At 40.1% G+C, this 18,970-nt stretch carries 9 protein-coding genes and 2 pseudogenes; all 11 read right to left on the reverse strand.

What is annotated here, in order from left to right; translation table 11 throughout:
- Window positions 1-5: 5 nt before the first annotated feature.
- Entirely contained in the window at window positions 6-1,436 is a 1,431-nt protein-coding gene (locus tag IPJ09_21015; protein ID MBK7373861.1) for a DUF3863 domain-containing protein, read from the reverse strand.
- A 74-nt stretch (window positions 1,437-1,510) separates the two neighbouring features.
- Window positions 1,511-3,163: a hypothetical protein gene (locus tag IPJ09_21020; protein ID MBK7373862.1), complete on the reverse strand. Its 1,653-nt coding sequence runs from the start codon at window positions 3,161-3,163 to the stop codon at window positions 1,511-1,513.
- Entirely contained in the window at window positions 3,094-4,485 is a 1,392-nt protein-coding gene (locus tag IPJ09_21025; GenBank protein MBK7373863.1) for a hypothetical protein, read from the reverse strand. Before IPJ09_21025 ends, IPJ09_21020 begins: the two co-directional genes overlap by 70 nt.
- 92 nt (window positions 4,486-4,577) lie before the next feature.
- Window positions 4,578-6,195: pseudogene (locus IPJ09_21030) on the reverse strand (sulfatase).
- 35 nt (window positions 6,196-6,230) lie between these two features.
- A pseudogene (locus IPJ09_21035) lies at window positions 6,231-8,649 on the reverse strand (family 78 glycoside hydrolase catalytic domain).
- 99 nt (window positions 8,650-8,748) lie between these two features.
- The gene (locus IPJ09_21040) at window positions 8,749-10,611 is read right to left on the reverse strand and encodes a DUF4091 domain-containing protein (GenBank protein ID MBK7373864.1); all 1,863 of its coding nucleotides are present in this window, start codon (window positions 10,609-10,611) and stop codon (window positions 8,749-8,751) included.
- Window positions 10,612-10,627: 16 nt separating this feature from the next.
- Window positions 10,628-13,447 (reverse strand): hypothetical protein, encoded by a 2,820-nt coding sequence (locus IPJ09_21045; GenBank protein MBK7373865.1) that lies wholly within the window; start codon window positions 13,445-13,447, stop codon window positions 10,628-10,630.
- Window positions 13,448-13,561: 114 nt separating this feature from the next.
- Complete coding sequence (locus IPJ09_21050) at window positions 13,562-15,586, reverse strand: glycoside hydrolase family 127 protein (GenBank protein ID MBK7373866.1); 2,025 nt, start codon at window positions 15,584-15,586, stop codon at window positions 13,562-13,564.
- 61 nt (window positions 15,587-15,647) lie between these two features.
- The gene (locus tag IPJ09_21055) at window positions 15,648-17,057 is read right to left on the reverse strand and encodes a sulfatase (GenBank protein ID MBK7373867.1); all 1,410 of its coding nucleotides are present in this window, start codon (window positions 17,055-17,057) and stop codon (window positions 15,648-15,650) included.
- 146 nt (window positions 17,058-17,203) lie between these two features.
- Complete coding sequence (locus tag IPJ09_21060) at window positions 17,204-17,839, reverse strand: sulfatase-like hydrolase/transferase (GenBank protein ID MBK7373868.1); 636 nt, start codon at window positions 17,837-17,839, stop codon at window positions 17,204-17,206.
- On the reverse strand, window positions 17,814-18,758 hold the full coding sequence (locus IPJ09_21065; protein MBK7373869.1) for a sulfatase-like hydrolase/transferase: 945 nt from the start codon (window positions 18,756-18,758) through the stop codon (window positions 17,814-17,816). Before IPJ09_21065 ends, IPJ09_21060 begins: the two co-directional genes overlap by 26 nt.
- Between the last annotated feature and the right edge of the window lie 212 nt (window positions 18,759-18,970).

Here is an 18,970-nt window from a genome sequence, read left to right on the forward strand (position 1 = left end):
AAAGTTTATTTTTTTAATAATTTCGGATACCTGCGTTTGATCAGTTTCAATTCTTCATGACTTAATCGCTCGATTTCAATGGGTTTATCCTGCGGGCGGGTTCCTTTTTGGTTCAGCCGATTCATTAAACTCCAATTGCGGATATGCTCTCCTGATTTTGGGTCAGGTGGTTCTTGAGCGCTCAGGTCATAACGGGTAAAATCTATTACTTTTTGAGGAGAATTATCTAACGAATTTTTTAAAAAGGCCAATCTGAAATCTTTGTTCATAAACCATCTGACTTCCAACGCAGAATCCGACCCGCAAATACCTGAGCCACGTTGGACAAATTGATAGTTTAGATCTTTATTATTTTTGAAGTGTTCCCTCCAGATCATTCCAAACTCTCCATGGGTGATACATGTAGCATTAGGCCAGCGCTTACGCATCTCGCTCAGCCATATCTCCATTCCTTCCATACCGTTGCGTCCGTTATAACCATAAATTTTTCTTGCTTCAACCAAGCTCATCTCCCAAGTACAGGTCACCCATGCAAATTTATTGAGCGCGAATCCTCTATCGAAATGCGCGGCAGTAGTGGCTAACATTTCCCTCGTGCCGATCTCCGTACCTTGACGGAGAATCGTCTCAATAGGTCCAACGCCCTGCCGACTACCACATCTTATTCCATTGATAAACTTAGCACCGGGATAGGTGGCATTCACAAAATCAACGGTCCAGCCATCCAGGTTCACACAATCTATAAAATCTTTTTTGCCTTGTGCCGGCTTGCAAAAATGCTCTGAAGAAGGATAATAAGGATAAGATATGGATCCTTCACCGTCACCATTGTCCACTGAATACTGGCTCCAGATATTCCCCTGGCACACATGAATTCCTTCTATTTCTGAAAGATACCTGAGGTTTTCAGCTGAGAGAAAGCCTGCAATCACAGAAAGAGGGCGATAGCCATCGCCAACCATATCTGAAACCATCTTTAACCCATCACGTAAGTCACGGTTAACCTGATCTCGTGTATTATACATATTGGCAAAATAAGCGCCTGGAATAAAAGTGATCTCATCCCCATATTTTTTGTGGTAGGAAACAACCAGTTTCTTCAATTCGCGATAATTTGGACGATCATCCTTTAAAGCAAGCCAGCTAAAGGCCCAGGTAATCCTGGCGCCTGGCCAAGCCTTTGCGATAGTTTCCCGGAAAATCTGTGCCTCAGCCGGATTGTGCACGCTTGATTCATCAGGACCGGATGCTGAATCCCTAGATGTTTCAATCTGGCGGACACGTACAACCGTACTTAGTGTAAAAAAACGGTTTCCCATTAATTGAATTCCGGGGTTTTCCTGAGCGGTCACTTTTTCACAAAAAGACCATTGGATCGTAATGCTCAGAGAGAGTATCACGAAAATTTCCTTCAACAATTTTTCAATCTTTTTCATATTTCATGGCTATTAAAGAGTACCAATATAAAACTTCGTGCATCTTCTCTATTCTAACTAATCTGCGTGTTTCTCTACTTTATTACGTTAATCTGCACTGATGGTATTAATCTCACAGGACCCAGCAATCCGGCAGGTTCAACATGCCAGGGCTCAGCTTTAACTTTAGGTGTGGATCCATCAGACCTTATATTTGTTCTGGTAAATTTCTTATCCTCTGGAAGGTTTGCATCCCCACTAAGTCGGTTGATCCACAAGTTCATCACCTCGATCTTGACTACATTAGATCCTGGTTTAAGAAATGAAGTGATGTCAGTCATGAAAGGAGGCTTCCAGAGCACAGCCGCTGACCGGTCATTCACAAATACTTCCGCCAGTTCGCGAACATCTCCTAAATCCAGGTATACACTGCGTCCCGAACCAAGCCAGTCTTCGGGAACGTAAATAGTTTTGATATAAGATCCCAAACCTGAATAGTACTTTACGCCTGCGTCTCCATGCTCTGTCCATGAAATAAGTTTCGGCAGCTTGATCTCTGTCGGAGCACCCCAATTAGGATCAAAATTTACAGTCCAATCATCATCTAATACTATTGGCGCAGGCAAATTATCAATCTTAAAAGGCACTTTTTGCCCTTTGATATCCTTCAGCAAATATTGTCCATTCTGCCAGCTTTGAATAGTAGCTATTTTATTATTTACATTTATAACCTGCTCAACAGGAAGATCCTCCTTGTTAATCGCTTCATTCGGGATTAAAGATGAAATACTTCCTGATAAAGATTTGTCTTCAAAGACAAAGAAAACGGAACCACCCGGTGGTAGAGCAAGTGGCAGGCTGGTTCCTCCCGCCAAAGTTTTGTAGACGAACTGGTCTTTCATGGCACCGTCTGCCGGATCCCATAAATGAGGTGTCCTGTTTTTCACACGAAACAAACATTCCATCTTTACCCAATTTTGCGTTTTATTTCTTAAAAAATATATATCTGCATTTTTTAAACGCCTGTGTATATAATCCAGGCTGGTATCATTTTTAAAAGGTTGACATGAAAAATCAGGTAAGACCGACTGTTTGGCAAGCCATTGTTCAGGAGTATACCCCCAAACTATCTTTCCTTTCCCGTAATTCTTATACTTTATGGTGGTTCTGTCGCTATCTCCCCACATCTTCTCAGCCAATGCACGCAGCCTGGCTGTCCTTGACTTATATTCCTGCATACCGGGAACCTCAGATGGCTTAGGCCCTATGACTGTTGCGCCATCGGAAACCAGTTTCTCAAGTTTTTGCAAAACTTCAAGTGGAATGTTATGCTGATCAGGAAGGACAAGTATGCGATAGGTCATACCATCAGGAAGCATAATCCGGCCGTCTTTGACTGACATCCGATTTAATATTACCTCAGTATTTACAACATCATAATCGTAACCAGCGCCCAGACCATTTATCAGGGGTTTTTCAGGAACGTTATGATACAAAGGCCAAAAATTAGGGGACTGATCACCATAATAATAGGCAACATCTGCAACAAATAAACCTTGCTGAAGCATATAGCAGCAACGAGCTAAATAATCCATAAATGGTTTTAGCTTCGGCCAAAACACAACTTGCGGATTCATGTCTATTCCTGCATGATAGGAGCGACCGGGATATCCTGCCTCTAGCGGTGAATGGGCAAATCCATGATAGGTAATACGGTTAAGTCCTTCACAAAATGCTCTGTCCACCAATTTTTAAGTGTGAATGGACCATCTCTCCAACGACGCCACGTAGTCCAGGATTCAGCATCGACATAGGGCTTTCCATAAATATGTGCTGCACTGGCGATTTCTTTGACTAAGAAAAGATTTCTGGGATTTCCTAGCCAGAACTCTCCGCGCGGAATTCCTACATTCCCCAATGCTTTTAATGCATCTACCGGATTGGTATCCCAAAACGGCGATCCAGGTCCCCCGGCTTCGGCAGTAAGCTGTAGCCCATATTCGGCGCAAATTTCACTTCCGGTTTTATAATGACTAAATATTAAAAGATCACTAACCGTTTTTTGGTAATCATATTGAAATCTTTTACTCTCAGCATCATCCTTTATAGTCCATCCCAACAGAACAGGTAACCAGGCAACAGGATCGTAACCATGATGTTCCCGGAACCAATTACCAAATTTTGAAGTCCACTGAATACCGTCGAATAACTCCATACTATCGTCATCCAAAGTTTTTAATGGGGAATTGGGGTCACCACCCTTTTTTAGACCCAATTTGTTGATAATATATTTAAAGTGAAACTTAGTTGCCTCCGGATCAAGGAAATCGATGAACAACCCTTTTGAATTTGGGCTTGCAGCAATCAATTGCTGACCATTGTTACTACAGACAAAGCGAACAACGTGCCACTTTCCTTTAGGGGGGCTCCATTTCAATTTTCCATCTTTGAACTTTTCGCTGAGATTTAATACATCAGAAAGATCAGGAATAAGCTTATCCTCATTGCTGGGCCATGCAAGAACGGCAACATCCAGATACCATTTGGGCAGACCATCCGGCCCTTTGGGACAATTGAGTGGGACATCAGGAAAGGGAAGTATCTGACTGACTTGATCGGGACCAGTAATCACAATACTCGCAGAAAAAAGGTTCTTACTGGCCATGTCCGGAGGTACCCACGTACCACCGGAATTCCAGCCACTGGCGCAGACCAATCCAAGATCCATGTCCAACCGTTCAGCTTCTTTCATGGAGTGATGAATAAAATTCACAGACTCGGTACCCATAAATGGCGGCCCGACAGGAACAAATCCATTTGGATTTCTCATGGCTTCTGTGTCCCACATTAACAAGCCACCAAGTCCTTTGGCTTTTGCCTCTTCCAGATCACGGGTTAAACTGGCATTCGACACAGCACAGTTCAACCAGTCCCAATAAGCCCGTGGCCTGGCTTCTTTGCCTGGATCTCTGAATCCTTTAATAAGGCCAGGATACTGTGCTTCTGTATGACAACAGTATGCAAACATTGCCACCAAAATGGCTGCCACTTTCTTCAAATTATAATTCATAACCTATGGTTCAATTCTAAATACCATTTCTTAATTGTCCTTTAAACCTGGATGCAGCAGCGTACCGATTGATTATTTTTTTTACCCTGCCCCTATTTATTTCTGTTAAGATAAATATCAATATACTTTTTATCTAACTCCTCGGAATCCTTGTATTTCACTCGTAGCTTTTTTAGCTCCTGATGTAGTTTAGAAACTATAGCTGCATAAGCGGGATCATTGTACACATTGGTCATTTCCTGTGGATCTTTTTTTCGGTCATATAACTCCCATTCATCTACATCATAATAGAAATGAACTAACTTGTATTCTTTAGTCACTATGCCATAATGTCGTTTGACCATGTGCTCTGCCGGGTATTCATAGTAATGATAGTACACAGCCTCACGGTCCCAATGTTTTGTATCACCTTTCAAAAGTGGAACCAGGCTTTTTCCTTGCATATCTCCGGGAGCCTCTATTTGTGCTGCTTCTAAAAAAGTTTGTGCAAAGTCAAGATTCTGAACCATCTCATCATTCGTAGTGCCTGCGGTGATGACATGAGGCCAGCGGATCAACAATGGGGTTTTAAAAGATTCATTGTAGATAAATCTTTTATCAAACCAACCATGCTCTCCAAGATAAAACCCCTGATCAGAAGTATAAATGACGATAGTATTTTCAGCCAATCCACTTTCATCCAGGTAATTTAATACCCTTCCAACATTATCATCGACGGAAGAAATACAACCCAGGTAATCTTGCATATAGCGTTGATATTTCCAGCTTGCTTTTTCCTTCTCACTCATAGATAGCCAATGTGCTTTGAAATCATTTGAAATCGAATCTAATATTGGTTGATATAAAAGTTTTGTTCCTCATTCATACGAGTATATTCGCTTTCCTCGAAATAACTCCTGTTTCTTGGATCATCGAGAATGCCCATTTCGCCAATGTCTTCAGGAAGCACCTTATTGTCATAACTAAGGAGCATTTCATTGGATATGGTCATTTTAGCGGTCTTTGCAGCACTGCCCCTGTTTTTATAATCATCGAAAAAGTTTCAGGTTCGGGAAACACTTTCTTAGAAAACAACTTGAATTTTTCAGGACTTGGCCACCATGAACGGTGGGGAGCCTTGTGGAGGTACATCATCAAAAAAGGTTTTTCTTTATCCCTTTTTTTATCGAGCCAGTCGATAGTCAAATCAGTAATTATATCAGTTACATATCCGGTAATGGTAGTGTCACCCTTTGGCGTGATAAATTTGGGGTTGATATAGCTTCCCTGGCCTGGTAAAATCATGAAATCATCCACACCCTTTGGATTATTACCAAAGTGAAGCTTACCATACATTGCCGTTTGATATCCCGCTTTTTGAAACAATTCAGGAAATGTTTTTTGGGTAGTATCAAATGGCATGATGTTGTCAATCTTACCATTGATGTGTGTGTGTTTGCCTGTGAGTATAGTAGCCCGGGACGGCGCGCAAATTGAATTGGTAACGCTTGCATTGGTAAATAGCATTCCTCCCTTGGCTATTTTATCAATATTCGGAGTATTTATCAGCCGATTTGAATAGGCACTGATAGCCTGATAGGCATGATCATCAGCCATGATAAATAGAATATTGGGCCTTTTATGATTGTTATTCTTTTGAGGTGCCTGACATGACCCAAAGAAGAAAATTAAAACGGCTAACACCGTATGAGGAAATATATTTTTTATCATTTTTTATTTTTTATCTATTAACCCAAGAGAAGGTATTAATTTTTTTTCGAAACTGTAATGATGTATTCTCCCTCACTCAATTTAAAACGACCCGTTTGCAGCCCTTCAATCTTTTTTGATTCGATATTGCCATGTTTACGTTTAATTTCTATTTTTTGGTATTGATTAAGGGAAAGAATAACATTTGCAATACTTGAACCAGGAATGGTCATTTCGTATTGATAGAGCCCCCCCTTTCCTCTTCTCCAATTAGATACAATTTTTCCATGGGGAGAATTATAAGTGCAGTTAACATACTCCAGTCTCTTTGGGATTGAAGGAGCCAGCGTAAACTCTTTAAATCCAGGTGATTCGGGATCAGGTCGAATCCCACCCAGCCAACGGTAATACCATTCTGTGACTGTTCCGAACATGGGATGACAATTGGAGAAAGTATTGTCGCTCTCCTGCCATGTTTCCCAAATAGTTGTTGCTCCCTGATTGATCATATAGCCCCAACCCGGATAGGTAGTACTGTTGACAATTTCAAAAACTGAGTCAGGAGAAATGAATTCGGAAATAGTTTCCAGAACATATTTGGTACCAAAAATGCCTGTATTAAAATGTCCTGAGGGACCGTTTCGGACCGCATTTAATAAGGAATACGTTGCTGCACCTATTTCTTCAGCAGGTACTATTCCATGATAAAGTAATGTTGAGAATAGAGTTTGCCGATTGATTTCTTCACTTACCGGACGATCCCAAAATTTAGCTTTGACTTTTGTTACGAGCCTATCAGATAGTTGCCTATACTTATTTTCTTTTTCTTTATCTCCCATAAGTGAAGCAAATTTCTGCATGATGCGAGCACATTGAATGTAATGACAGGTGCCCGTCAATTGAACCGGAACCGGTGCCAGCGATTCATGATCACTAAGGCCTTGGTCCACCATTCCTTCCGGATGAATCCTGGCAACTTTATCCATCCATTGGTTATTCAATGCATAAAGTTCTTTGATAATCCCGGTATCGTTGTAGTAGAGATAAAGGTAATACTGGGTGGTCAGGAATGCTGACTCCCAGCTAATCCCACAGTATTTTATTCCTACAAAAGGTGCTGTATCCACAAATGAAGAGTCATTCATGGCATCAACCCAATCATATATCGTTTTGCGATAAAACGCCTGCATATCAAAATTGTAAATGAATGACTCACTGGTAGCATTCAGGTCTCCCCCATATCCGAATTTCTCTCTTGCAGCACAATCGGATTGAACACTTACCAGGTTTGAAAGAAATGTCCGTTCAGTAGCCTTTTGAATTGAATTCAATAGTGCTGAAGAACTGGTGAAACTATTGTTATCGGTCACGTTAGTGTGAATGGCCAGTCCTTTAATATCTGACAATCCAGGTTTTGATTTTAATCCAACAATCTCTATATATCTGTAAACATGGTATGTAAACTCAGGTTGGAACCAGGCATTTGGGTTATTACCAATAATGTAGCTATCTGTTTGCCAGGTAATATCAGGTGCCCCGGGGCCACCTATTCCCTTTTTTGATCTGACCGATGACAGTGGTCATTGGATTTAAGGTTCCATCGTCATAAACTCGTTCGCCAAATCTAAAAGATATGGTATCACCCAGACTACCAGACAGTTTTATTTTATAAGTCCCGGCAAAATTTACCCCCATATCTATAATCCAAATTCCTGTACCAGGAGAATAAACCTTTACCGGTGTAATTTCTTCAGTGATCTGAACCGAAGGAAAAAAAGCTTTTTGCAGCTTTCCACCCGGCTTATTTCCGATTTTTGCTAACTTCCATAAACGTTCATCAAAACCGAAAAGGTCCCAACCTTTTAACTCCTTTCGTGCGTCATAAGCCACACCCAGATAAACACTATTTTTTCTAATGGGACCATAACTGTATTTCCACGTAGTATCTGAAATTATCTCTCTCGAGGTACCATTCTTGTAATTAATAACTAATTTGGCTAAAAATGCAGGTTTCCCAACTGTAAGGTCATTTCTCAAATTCCAGCGGCCCCACTTTCTAAGAGGCAAAGGGTTATAAAATCCATTACCGAGAGACACGCCCAGGCAGTTGCCCCCATTATCTATCAGGGAAGTAACATCGTATTCGGAATAATATATTCTTTTACTGAAATCGGTCCAGGCAGGATCGAGTACATTCTTTCCTAAGCGCTTACCATTCAATGAGGCATGGTAATAACCCGCTGCTGTTATGCATAATTTGGCTTTCTCCACTGAATTATTTACAGTAAATTCTTTTCGGAAAAGCGGAGATGGGTGATCAAGATAAAACAAGGAGTCGGTAGTAGGCAATTCACTTGCATCTGTAATCCATTGAGCATGCTGAAGCTCGATCTGACCTGAATTCTCTAGTCCTTTTTCACTTCTAGGGAGGATAAAAAGGGAAAGGAGAGTGATAATTATTTTGAAATTTGACATTTTATTTGCTTTCTTGATTTTCTTAATGAGATCACTTGTTATTTTAAGATAGAATTGAATTTATTTTTATACTACGCTTATCATTTAATCAGTTCGTATTTACTGGTGGGCCTCATCAAATACCGTTCTGGTGATTTCGTACAATAACTGTTTTCCTTCATTAATCACATCAGCCGCCGACCGGTTATTCAAAGTTTTACTGTTAAATGTATTCAGAAAATCGTTTAGTTTTTCCCTGGCAGTAACCGCTTTAGCTGATGTATTCTCAGCCAGCTCTTCCCGAAGTATTCTTATCTTTTCATAATCCTGAATTCCTTCCCTGAGTCTCTCAAAACGGAATGAACTGTATGCCTCTGGATAAATCAGGTAGGTATCACCACTCGGCCACTTAGTATATCTTGAATCATTTACCGGATTTTCAGGCCAGCTGTTATACGCCCACCTTAAAAAGCCATCAAATCCCTTCGCGGCTGCAAACCAACCTTCATAACAGGATTCTGAAGGAGGGGAAAAGGTGAAATTATTCGGTTTGGGAATACCACAAGCAACATAATAGGTTGTTTTAAGACCTGAATTTTTTCGATTTTCAATAACCTTTCCGGCAATACTATCCGCGTGTCTCCAGTTGGAACTAAAATCATATATGGACGAATTAATTTGTTCATAATAAAATCCAGCCATGGTGATTTTTAATTCAGGTACAGTTTGCTTTAAAAAAGTGAACATATTTTTCATTTCTTCCTCCTCCCGCTCATCCAGGGCCAGGCTGGTTATGTCCAGCCAGTTCTTTTTAATTAAGTGAGTTCTGAAGTCAAGTAGAAATCCACGCCATAGATTTTCATAGTCAAACGTGCCTGGAATGAGTTCCATGGATACCGTATCAGATTTGTTTTCATCAAACCAGGAGAATATATTCCTCACCGGTACCATGGAGTAACAGTTTATTTGATCTTTAATCCCACACTCCATAGCCAGGGTCACATACTGATCGAAAACGGAGTAATCATAATTCCAGGTTCCATCCTTTTTCTTTACCCATTGGATCATTGAACCAAAATCATCATATCCACCACCTCCATTCCAAGGATCATCAATTATGGTAGTGGTAATACATTTTTGCCCAGCCTCAGCGAGCTTTTTCAATAAGGGGCGTAATAAGTCAAGATGTTCCTTTGACCACATTGGCACCTTATGATATCTTGCTACTGCAAATGGATTTTGCCACAAATCCAAATGAAAAGCCCATTTTGATGGTGGTGGTAACTGCTTATTTTGAACTTCCAAATTAATTGTATGCGTTTCCGTACCGGATACTGATTGCCTGGTAATAATCCCTTTATATATTCCGGAAATTGCATTCGAAGGAATGTTCACAGATATCCATACCGGACGGGTACCTGGGGCATCAAACGAGAAGCTGTTTTCTTTGCTCAGCAAATCAGGACTGATATGTGCCGGGACTTTATTTTTATCCCTGGGGCCACATGATCCTGAGTGCTCATTTAAGAACTCATCCGACAGAACGTATTGTACAACAGAGATTGAAGTTCCTTCTTTGTCAATTTTATTATGATCGTTACTGAAACCGCTTGCTTTTATATTAATGTTTTCTTTATTTCCGGTCGACCATACAAGCAACATACAACTAACCCGTTCGCCCTTCCACCCCTGAAGCTTTATTGATGCCGCAATATTTCCCGGAGGAGGAATGCTTTTTGAATAGGCAATATCAATGGATCCGAAACCTGAGTGAATACCGGGGTTTACATTTTTCCAAACTGATATACCATATTTGTCAGGATCTGCAGGTTCATATCCTTGTCCTGTTTGCTGCTTATGACTACAAGACAATACGAAAACTAAAAACAGAACAAGTATGCCTTCGGAAACACTTTTTAATATTGTAATTTGGAAATGCTTCTTTTTTCTTAGCGTGATATAATTCCCTGGATTATGCGGCATTTAATTATTCATTATTTTATTTCTGTCTTTTCAATAAGAGAATTTTTACTTTTCCTGTCAAACCTGATTTCAACAAAGGATAGTCAGCTTTGAATTTATATTTAATGTTAGTGTTGGTAAACTGTTTTTTATCCGGATTTCTTACATCTCCCACTATACGGTTGTTCCAGGTATTTATTACCCGGACGACTATATGATTGGATCCGGGTTTAAGGTATTTTGTGATATCTGCTTTATAGGGGAGCGTCCAGACAATACCACAATCCTTCCCATTCACAAAAACATGCGCCATCTCCTGAATATCCTCAAAAACAACAAACGCTTCGGTTCCTTTTGCTATATCATCTCCACTAACCGTAAAGTCTGTTTCATACATTGCTGATCCGGAATAGTATTTCGTTCCGTCATCATTAACATCTGTCCAGCTTACCAGGCTGTCAAGGTGGACTGAAACGGGGCCTCCCATCTCTTTATTGAACTTTATATTCCAATTGTAACTAATATCAATGGTTTTATTTAATTCACTGGCTTTGGGGTATTGATTGAAACCATATTGCAGATCATAATTTAACCCGGGATCGTTCTTTCCTGTCGTTTGGTTTTTGAACATTACAAATCTGGAGGCAAAGGGATCCATTTCGAATTCAATGCTGATCCCGTTTTCCGCTTTTGAATATTTCACTTTTCGCTGAATTAAACCGGTTTCGGCATCCCACAATTCAGGAATCTTATTTTCATCCACCCTGAAGACACAAGTTACTTTCTGCCGAATAGGTTTACTGTTTGACACAAAATATATTTCTTGTTCTTGGGTTCGACGATGCAGATAGTCAATATGCTGATCAGAATTATCTACTCCAATCACTTCCATATCGGGTGGAATTTGGCGATCTTCCAGAACTTGCTTTACCGTCTTTCCCCAGTAAATTGTTCCTTTCCCATATTTGTTTGAAAATATCTTCTTCCCGTCACAGTCTCCCCACATTTTTTCAGCTATGGATTTAACCTCATTATCACACGCAGGATAATTTTTTAAACTTGTTGCTCTTTGGGGTTTTGGCCCAATAATAATGGCCCCTTCATAAACCAGCGTATCCAGTTTTTTTAATACTTCCAATGAAATGTCCTCCCTGTCTGGAATCTGCATCATCCTGTAAGCCTGACCAGAAGGCAGCACCAACTGACCATTTTCAACTTTTAGTTGTTTGATGATGATATCAGCATTCATATAGTCGTAATCATAACCCGGCAACTTTCCCGGATTAATTGTTTTGAGCTGCCCGCAATGAAGGCAGTGGTCATCATCATACAGTGGTGTTATGTTAGGATCAATCCGGTCCGGAGGAACCCGGTTCGGTGCCTGGTCGCCGTAATAAAGACAAACATCCCCAACAAAATTTCCCTGCCGCAATAAATAGGAACACCTGCTGATATAATCCATAAAGGGTCTTACCATTTCCCACCAGGTTGTATTTACATTTAAATGTTCGCCGGCATGATAAGCAAATCCTGGTTTGCCGGCAATTTCAGGGTTATGAGCAAACGTATGGAAAACCACCTGGTTAAGGCCTTCACAAAAGGCGATGTCGATCAATTGTTTATAATCGGTTGGCCCCTGTTGCCAATTTTGCCAACCGGTTAGTGATTCAGCGGCCACTATTTTTTTACTGTATATATGTGCGGCACTGGCTGCTTCTTTGGTTACCCAGTGTTGTTTCCTGTTCCAGAATTCTCCCATAGGTATATCAGCATTGCCAAGCGCCTTCAGGGGATCCACCCTGGCATAACCACCGTGGCCCCCTTCAATGAACATCTCCATGCCATTTTGACTGGCAATATCGACAGACTGAGCGAAATGATTTTCAATAATCAGATCGCTGACCAGACGACTGAAGTCTCCCCGGAAGCGTTCAGCCATGATACTGTCTTTACCATTATATCCCTGGAGCAAAGGAAGAAAAGGCACAGGATCATATCCATAGCGGGATTTGAATTCCTGAATAAAACCCGGAGTCCAGTCTTTTGCCATCCACAATTCATAACTGTCAAGCTCAAAAAACTTTAAATGTGTGTCGGGGGTACTGACCTTGTTTAATCTTGTCAGAATGGTATCAAAATAATTTTTGGTGACCTGTCTACTTAAATGGTCAATCATCAATCCGCTTGAATTCGGACTCGGGCATTCCAGCGGCTGACCGGTGTTGCACATAAAAAAAGAAAGTACCGTCCACTTACCTTCAGGCACTTCCCAACTTATGTTTTTTTCTTCTGCGGTAAACTCATTGAGTTGGATTATTTTATCTTCAGAATAATCTATTTCCATAGTATTATTGTAAGGAACAGCGATGGAATTTATCAGGGAACAATTTTTCACTTCACCGCTTTTGTCCTGCGGAATTCCTATAGTAATAGTGGCCCGGGTGGGTCCGGAAATAACCTGGCTGGTACTGAGTAACTGCATACTGCCTTCAGGTTTATCCACCCATGCGCCGCCTGCATTCCAACTGCTGGAAGTCATCAAACCAAGGTCAAGTCCAAGTCTTTTTCCCGTTTTAATGGCAATAGATATATAATTGAGTGATTCCGGTCCCAAATATGCAGGTCCTGCAGGTATCATTTTATCTGGGTCCGCTAACGCTCCAACATCCCATAAAAACACTCCCCGCATTCCCTTGTTATTCATTTCTTCCAGTTCATAGACCAGTTTCGTTGTATCAACAAAACCATTTAACCATGGCCACATAGCCATGGGCCGGTTCTCTATAGCAGGATCCAAAAAACCGCTTTCCAGATTATTTTCGGGTATCGATTTATTGTTACATGCTGTTAAAAGCACTGTTGTTATTAAAAGAAGTGCAATTCTATTGACAGGGAGAACCTTATTGTTGTACATCCTCATTGTATTATTAGTTTTTAACAGAACTCATTTATTATAGTACCTATTTAAAGATCAATGATTCTTGCTTTGCCATGGCAACCAAACCTTCATTTGTCCCTCTTCCCTGTTGCACCACGCATAATAAGGTATGGCTGTAATATCAATTTTTTCATTTTTGGCGGGTATGGAAGCAATGCCATGAATAGTTACTACCTCGTTTAGCAAATCTTTTCTGTATTCTGCCCTTAATCCGGAAAGGATCAGATAGGTCTCATTATCCCCTTCGAAATAACTTTTATTATCCGTTTCTTCAATACAATAGACCAGAGGGCCACGCATGATAACAATCTTTCCCTGATTATCCTCTATCCGGGGGTTTGCTGAAACTACGCGAACCTGCATGGGCAGATCCAATTCCACCTTATCCCCTTTTTTCCATTTTCTCTGAATGACGGCATATCCTCTATCCTGTTTAATATTCTGTATTGTTTTTCCATTGACTTTCAGGATGACTTCTTTTCCAAGATTTGTTTCATCTCGGACATAATGATAAAGGCCTCCCGGTAGTAATTCGTCCTGTGCCCATCCGGGTATGCGGATATGTAAGGTAAGATTGATCGGAGTCTCCGGGTCCATCTTCAGACTAAGGGACCCATTCCATGGATAATCTGCCTCCATTTTTAGATTGATTTCCTGGTTTCCCATGGGGATCTTTGCTTCATTTGCGATGAACCGATTGATATAAATTTCTTTATCGCTCTTACCATAAATAGTAGATCCTATTTCAGGTAAAAAACGGATAATATTGGTGGGACAACAGGGTGGGTCATCCCAGGATTCCCGCCTCCTTTTTCCTTTCGATTCCAGGATATTGGTGTAAAAATACCTGTCCCCACTCAATGAAACGCCGGCTAATGCTGCATTATACATGGTAAGCTCCAGCAAGTCAGCATATTTTGCGTCCCCATTCAACATATTCATCCTTCTGTTCCAGAAAGTAAACCCAATACTGGAGCAGGTTTCGCAATATGCCTGGACATTGGGAAGCAGGTAAGCTGATCCAAATCCCTCATCATGAAACTGCCGGGTTCCAATGCCACCGGTGATATACATTTTCTTGCAGACAATATCATTCCAAATGGAATCCAATGCAGGCAGGTATTTATTTCTCTTAGTCTCCAGGGAAAGATCTGCCATAGCTGTATATAGATAAGTAGCCCGTACGGCATGCCCAACTGCATAGAACTGCTGGGTCACAGAAAGGTGGTCCTGCATATAGGAAGGGGGACGCCAACGTTGTGGTGTGTTTGCATTGGGATCGTGATCAGGAGGGGCCACTTTTTCAGCTGTCATCCTTTTGGGGTCTCCTCGTTCGTCAATAAAAAAAGTTGACAAATCAAGGTACTTTTTCTCCCCTGTAACTTTATAAAGTTTTAAAAGTGCAAGTTCTATTTCCTGATGCCCCGGGGCTTCTAATCTTTTATTTGGTCCAAAAACCGAATCGATGTGATCAGCATAACGAATGGCAGCATCCAGTAATTTTCTTTTACCGGTGACCTGGAAATAGGCAACAGCAGCTTCAAACAGATGCCCTGCACAATACAACTCGTGCTTACGAGGTATGTCTGTCCACTTCTTCGAGAGGTCATTTACTGTCCAATAGGTTGAAAGATAACCATCGGGTTGCTGGGCAGCCACAATCCTGTCAATCAAAGAATCTATGGTTGCTTCGAGCTCTTTATCAGGCGTATCGTTTAATGCATAAGCGGCTCCCTGAATTATTTTAAAAACGTTTGAATCACTACCACCATTACCTGTATGTTTCCCCTTCTTTTTCCCGGAAGCGATATCAAAATTTTCGATGTCGCGTACTGCTTCCTTTAAGGCAGACCTGATACCGACTAATCGATTTTTGTCAATTCTGGGTCTCCAAAATTGATCGGTAATGGATACATGTTGAAAAGAAACTTCTTTAATTATTTTATCCTGTATTTTACCTTGTTCGTCTACCTGGTAGGATCCTTCTTTTAAATTCACCTGGTTGGAAAATGCAAGCATCAGCAATCCAGTCATCAAAATAATTATTTTCCCTACCATGATTTATAGTTTTTTATTAATTGATTTTAACCGTACTATTATTGCATTACCTAAAATAGTTTTATCTACTCGCCATCAACTGTTTAATTCTATTATCGCATTGTATTTGAAATTGGACAATCTTCTTCTGAAAGACTTTTTTGTAAGCTAAATTATGTTCTTCCCAAGGATCATCCGTCAAATTGTATAGTTCAATGTATTCGGGATGTTTAGGATACCGGACAAATTTCCATTGCTTTGTTCGAATACATTCACTATTTGGAATTTTTGGTTCATCCATAAGGTGCTCACAAAATATTGAATCTCGCCAGTTATTAATATTGCCTTTCATGAGTGGCAATAAACTTTTACCCTGCATCCTGCCAGGAATAGGTATTCCAGCCAGGTTTAATATAGTTGGAGCAACATCAATATTCAAGACCATTTGATCCAAAGTTTTATTAATTGCAGTGCTTTTCCTAGGATCGTAAATTATTAATGGCACACGGATAGACACATCATGCATCAGCCATTTATCTGCATACCCCCTGTCACTCAAATAATAACCATTGTCGCCCATAAAAATAATAATGGTATTTTCAGCGACGCCAAGTTTATTTAATTCATCTGTTATGCTACCCACCGTTTGGTCAATGGCTGTTATCATTCTGTAATAACCTTTAACCATTTGCTGAAATTTTTCGGGCGTGTCAAACCGCCAATACCAGCGTTCCCGACTCATGGTTCCTTTCAAAAAATCAGGGAGTGAATCGTAAAATTCTTTTCTGGCAGTTGAAGGTACCGGCATCCTTACAGAAGCGTATAAAGAGTCTAATGCAGGAGGCCAAAAATACTGTTCTTTTGAATCATCATCTGCATGAGGTGCGCTAAAACTAACTGACAAACAAAAAGGTCCCTTGTTAACCGATTCCTGAATAAATTGGATGGCTTGCTCTCCCTGTATATCAGTCAGATACTTTTTCTTACCCTCTACTTCTTTCCAATAGGGAAATCCATTTACTATTTCTGATGAAAAAATGCTGTCAATGGAAGCCTCCATCTTAACTCCAAATTTTCCAACAAAGCCGGTACGATAGCCTGCCTTTTTTAAAAGGTATGGGTAACTGATATCAGTATACTTTTTCTTAACAGGAGGCTTTTTAAAAGTGAAATCATGAGTTCGCTCATAGAGCCCAGTTAAAATGCTTGCCCTGCTGGCAGCACAAATTGGAGTAGTAACAAAGGCATGAGAAAATCGAACTCCTTTCTCAGCAAGTTTATCAATGTTAGGTGTTGAAATGATAGTATTACCAGCACAGCCCAGCATATCCCACCTTTGATCGTCGGTAAGTATGAATACAATATTAGGTGGGTTTGAAATACTTTTTTTGGGCGGTTCATCTTGCATGAATTTATAAAAAAACAAAATTATCATTCCCGATAAAAAAGTCACCTTACCATATGGATAAAAACTTTTGAATAGATTTTTCATTTTTTATTATTTCCTTTTAAGATTCTTTTATAAATTCTGCGCCAATATTAAAAAATATTCTCTGTCCCCGAATAAGCCCAATCGTAGAAATCTTTTAAAATCAAAATTCAAAAATTATCAGAACTATTTTCAACTTTAAATTTAAATTACAACCACCACTTTATCTGTTTTAAATATTCTAATGGTATATAATTCAGCTTCTGAATGGTGCCGTCTTCTAGTAACTTATATCCTTTAGGCACATTGTTGCTCCAGGTTAAATTTGGAACTTGCTGCAATAATAGCCCTCTCAGATCAATAATCAATTTGTTATTACCAGGTTTGTATGCAATATTGTTCCATTCATTTTTATCAATATCATGGTCATAGAGCTCTTCCAATCCACTGGGAGGGTAATAAATATAGCGATATCGCTCGGTTCGAATAGTATATGCATCGTATGGCTTATCATTTATAGAATCTTTTAATTCATAAGTAGAAAGGACTGGTTTATGGTTAAAGGCTTTATCTTTAAACATAGGTACAAGGCTCTCCCCATCGCAATATGAAGGGGTCTTTTCACCAATGAGTTCAGCCAAAGTTGGAAAGATATCAATTGTTCCAACCGGTACATGGGTTGATGATCCTGCCTCGGTAATACCCGGGACCATAAAGAATAAAGGGGCTCGCAAAGATCTTTCCCAAAGAGTAAATTTTTCCCAGTTTTCTTTCTCGCCCATGTGCATACCATGATCAGACCACAACACAATAATTGTATTATTTTTTATATAGTGATTTTTCAAAACCATCTAAAAGTCTGCCCAGCATTGCATCTGTGAATGAGATGGTTGCCATGTATGCCTGAATCACTTTCTTTGTTTGTTTATTGTCGACTATAAACTTATCCAGAGGCCTTCTTCCGTGATTCCATGCATCTGTAAGATCATTTTTCTTTATTTCAACATCACGAATGGAATCAATGGGATAAAGGTCAAAATATTTTTGTGGGACTTCCCATGGATCGTGAGGTTTAGTCAAACCTACTGCCAGGAAAAATGGTTTATCGTGAGGTTGGGATAACTCATAATTTGCCCAATCAACAATCTGATAATCGGCCATGTATTTTTCCTCCAAAGGAATTGGCCCCCACGAGAAATAATCAGGTTGTGGAATCTCCGTCACATTATTAATGGTTATACTCTCTTTAGGAGCCCTAACCTGGTAGGGAATAGGAATTTGAGCACTAGGAAAATAAAAGTCCCAGCCCCGGGCCTCGGACTGATTGCCAATATACCTTGGAGGTGCTAGAGTATGGTAAATTTTCCCTCCACCGAGCGTGATATAGCCTCTTGCTTTGAAAAATTGTTCAATAGTTTCAACTTTTTGAAGTGCAGGAACTTTTCGCCATTCCGGATGTCTCCATCCGGTAATGCCGGACTTGACCGGATGAACACCTGTCATAATCGCTACTCTCGAAGGTGCACATGCTGGTGATGGTACTTCGCAGTTTATAAACGACATCGACATTTCTGCTAAACGTTTAAAGTTTGGTGTTTTTATTCCTGGCCGGCCCGTCCAGGCATTGGTATTAATCCAATCATTCAAATCATCCACGGCAATAAACAACACATTCGGTTTCTTACCGTTAGCATTGGAATCAACCTGGGAACTACCTGAACACGCCAAATACAATAAGAAAATAATCAAAAATGTATTTTTCATTTTCATAAATTTAATCAGAAAAAGGTACTTAAAAAATTCTGTGAATCTATCCTTTTCTTAATAGTATTTAATGACTAAGTTAAAAATCTTCAACATAAAAGTTCTTTGAGCGCTAATTTTTAAACACTTTTGCGGCAACTCACAAGGTGGCTATTAATAGCATCTACTCGTTATGCAAGTTTATAAATCGCTTAGCAACATAAGTGGCAAAA

It is taken from the genome of Saprospiraceae bacterium, from assembly GCA_016709995.1.
Classification (GTDB): domain Bacteria; phylum Bacteroidota; class Bacteroidia; order Chitinophagales; family Saprospiraceae; genus JADJLQ01.

Bases quoted from the DNA above. Each gene is read 5' to 3' on its own strand.
- IPJ09_21015 (MBK7373861.1), bottom strand. From the start codon at position 1,436: ATGAAAAAGATTGAAAAATTGTTGAAGGAAATTTTCGTGATACTCTCT.
- IPJ09_21025 (MBK7373863.1), bottom strand. From the start codon at position 4,485: ATGAATTATAATTTGAAGAAAGTGGCAGCCATTTTGGTGGCAATGTTT.
- IPJ09_21040 (MBK7373864.1), bottom strand. From the start codon at position 10,611: ATGCCGCATAATCCAGGGAATTATATCACGCTAAGAAAAAAGAAGCAT.
- IPJ09_21050 (MBK7373866.1), bottom strand. From the start codon at position 15,586: ATGGTAGGGAAAATAATTATTTTGATGACTGGATTGCTGATGCTTGCA.
- IPJ09_21055 (MBK7373867.1), bottom strand. From the start codon at position 17,057: ATGAAAAATCTATTCAAAAGTTTTTATCCATATGGTAAGGTGACTTTT.
- IPJ09_21065 (MBK7373869.1), bottom strand. From the start codon at position 18,758: ATGAAAAATACATTTTTGATTATTTTCTTATTGTATTTGGCGTGTTCA.